Origin of the sequence: Oceanicaulis sp. UBA2681, assembly GCF_002354675.1 — a bacterium.
Taxonomy (GTDB): Bacteria; Pseudomonadota; Alphaproteobacteria; order Caulobacterales; family Maricaulaceae; genus Oceanicaulis; species Oceanicaulis alexandrii.
The window spans coordinates 7,196-10,489 of sequence record NZ_DEMB01000015.1; the positions used below are offsets into that span (position 1 = coordinate 7,196).

Below are 3,294 nucleotides of genomic sequence, written 5' to 3' on the forward strand. Positions count from 1 at the left end.
GACATCCAGTGGTACCGCACCCACAAGCTGCCGCTGCGCCTCGTCATCGATCAGGCCGGCAAGATGATCGACACGCTGCCGCTGGGGACGGACGACTGGCCGTGTCAGGACCTTGAGAGCGCGAAAGCGACCATGGCGGCGCTGGCGGGCCTGAAGGCGGCGAAAGCCAAGGAGGCGATCCTTGAGCTGCTGATCGAAAAAGATCTGGTGATCAAGCAGGAAGCCACCCATCAGGTGATCCCGATCGCGGAACGGTCCGGCGCGCCGCTTGAGATCATCGTCACCCCGCAATGGTTCATCCGCACCCTCGATTTCAAGGAGCAGATCCTTGAGAAGGGCCGCGAGATCACCTGGCGTCCCGAATACATGCGCCAGCGCTTTGAGTCCTGGGTGGACGGACTGAAATGGGATTGGTCGATCTCGCGCCAGCGCCATTTCGGCGTGCCGCTGCCGGTCTGGTATTCCAAGCGTCCCGGCGAGGAAGGCAAGATTCTGATCCCGTCCAAGGACCAGCTGCCGGTCGACCCGACCACGGATCTGCCCGCAGGCTATGAAGCCCATGAGGTCGAGGGTGAGCGCGATGTGATGGACACCTGGGCGACGTCGTCTGTCAGCCCCCAGCTCAACACGCGCTCGATCAATGAAGACTATGCGCTGGATATCGAGGCGCACCGTCGTCAGTTCCCGATGGCGCTGCGTCCGCAGGCGCATGAGATCATCCGCACCTGGGCGTTCTACACCATCGTCAAGGCGCTGCATCACGAGAACAAGGTTCCGTGGTCCAACATCGCCATTTCGGGCTGGTGCCTGGCGAGCGACGGCTCGAAAATGTCCAAATCCAAGGGCAATGTTATCGACCCGATCAAACTGCTCGACGAATATGGCTCCGATCCGGTGCGCTACTGGACCGGTACCTCGCGCCTGGGCCAGGACACGGCGATGTCGCCCAACACCCTCAAACAGGGCAAGCGTCTGGTCACCAAGCTGTGGAACGCTTCAAAGCTCGCCGCGATGAGCCTGGAAGCCGCCGACGCCGCAGGCGCGCTCAAACCGACGACGCCGAAGGCGGATATCGAGAGCGGGCTGATCAGCCATCCGCTGGATCAATGGCTGTTGGGCGAATTGTCCCAGACCATCGCCAAGGCGACCAAGGCGTTCGAGAACTACGAGTACGCCGCCGCGCAGCGCGATATCGAGGATTTCTTCTGGCGCACCTATTGCGACAACTATCTGGAAATCGTCAAACGCCGCACCCGGTTTGAAGGCCAGCCCAATGCCGATGAAATCTCGGCGGTGCATACGCTTTGGCATGCGACCGACGCTCTGATCCGCCTGTTCGCGCCGTTCATTCCCTATGTGACCGACGCGCTGTACGAGGTCATGATCGGGGACCGCGAGGGCGCGCCCTCCACGGTTCATGCGCGCGGCATGTGGCCGAAAGCGGATGAGCAGGCGCCGACGGGCGTTTTCGCCGCGGAAGGCGAGGCCTTCGTCCAGATTCTGGCCGCCGCCCGCAAGGTGAAGTCTGAAGCGCAGGTTTCCATGAAAACCGCGGCGAACACGCTGACCATTTCAGGGCAGGGCGCTGGCTCTGTCGCCGCGCTGATCGGCGAGACGGCCGAAGACCTCAAGGCGGTGACGAGCGCGGGCGAGATCGTCCGGGCTGAAACCACGCCGGCGGGAGTCGCCTCGGTCCCCTCGCCAGACGAGCGCTTCACCGTGTCCATGGATCTGATCATCGAGGAGAAGAAGGCGGAGGGCTGACCCTTCGCCTGCCGGGGCGCGGCGCGGCTGGTCCTGCGGCGCCGAGCGCGCTGGCGTTGAGGCGCGCAACAGCTATTGTGCAGGACTTTCCATAGAAGTCTCTGCCTCTGGAGCCACCGTTTTGACTGCCAAAGCTGCGCCGATCTTTCAGGTATCCGACCTCAATGTGCGTTTTGATACGCCCGATGGTGAAGTCCACGCCGTCCGCGGGGTCAATCTGGAAATCTCGCCGGGCGAATGCCTCGCCGTGGTGGGGGAGTCCGGATCCGGCAAGAGCCAGACCTTCCTGGCGGCCATGGGGCTTCTGGCCTCCAACGGCAAAGCGGAAGGCTCGATCAAATACGCCGGTCAGGAAATCCTGAACCTACCGCCCTCCAAGCTCAATGCGGTGCGCGGCAAGTCCATGACGATGATCTTCCAGGATCCGCTGACCTCGCTGACCCCGCACATGAAAGTGGGCTCCCAGCTTGAGGAAGTGCTCAAGATCCACACCGACCTGCGGGGCGACGCCGCGACCAAGCGCTGCCTGGACTGGCTGGAGCGAGTGCGTATTCCCGAGGCCGCGCGCCGTCTCAAGCAATTCCCCCACGAGCTGTCGGGCGGCATGCGCCAGCGCGTGATGATCGCCATGGCGATGCTGTGTGAACCTGATCTGCTGATCGCGGACGAGCCCACGACCGCGCTTGACGTGACGGTTCAGGCCCAGGTTCTGGACATCATGGACGAGCTCAAGGCGGAAACCGGCGCGGCGATTGCGCTGATCACCCACGATATGGGCGTGGTCGCGCGCATGGCTGACCGGGTGCAGGTCATGAAGCATGGCGAGTATGTGGAAGGCGGGGATGTCTATGACATCTTCAACGCCCCCTCGCACGCCTATACGCAGATGCTGCTGGACGCCATGCCGCGCATCGACCAGCCCGACAAGCCCGGCCATGAAGCCCTGCCGCCGCATGAAGCCATCGGCGAGGACAAGGCGCTGCTCGTGGCCGATGACGTCAAGGTGCATTTCCCGGTTGTGGTCGGCGGCGGCCTGTTCCCCAAGACCAAGCCCCTGAAGGCTGTGGACGGGGTCAGCTTCGAACTCAAAGAGGGCGAGACCCTTGGCATTGTGGGCGAGTCCGGGTGCGGCAAGTCCACCCTGGCGCGCGCTGTTTTGCGTCTGGTGCCATCCACCGCCGGCTCGGTGAGCTGGATCGGCAAGGATCTGCTCTCGCTCAAACCCAAAGAGCTGCGCGATGCGCGCGAAGACCTGCAGATCGTGTTCCAAGACCCGCTGGCGTCCTTGAACCCGCGTATGAGCATCGGCGCCTCCATCGCCGAACCCATGCTCACCTTCCGCAAGGGCATGTCCTCCAAGGAGCGTGAGGTCGAGGTCAAGGCGATGATGGAGCGGGTCGGCCTCGATCCGAACATGATCAACCGCTACCCGCACGAATTGTCCGGAGGCCAGAACCAGCGCGTGGGCATCGCCCGCGCCATGATTTTGAAGCCCAAGCTGGTCATCTGCGACGAGGCTGTGTCCGCGCT

The 3,294-nt window shown here is 63.2% G+C and carries 2 protein-coding genes; both read left to right on the forward strand.

Annotation, left to right across the window (positions count from 1 at the left end; translation table 11 throughout):
- The coding region (locus B3M53_RS11265; protein WP_286800424.1) for a class I tRNA ligase family protein at positions 1-1,764 on the forward strand (1,764 nt) is incomplete at its 5' end.
- 121 nt (positions 1,765-1,885) lie between these two features.
- Positions 1,886-3,294: dipeptide ABC transporter ATP-binding protein (locus B3M53_RS11270; RefSeq protein ID WP_286800425.1), on the forward strand; the 1,409-nt coding region annotated here is incomplete at its 3' end.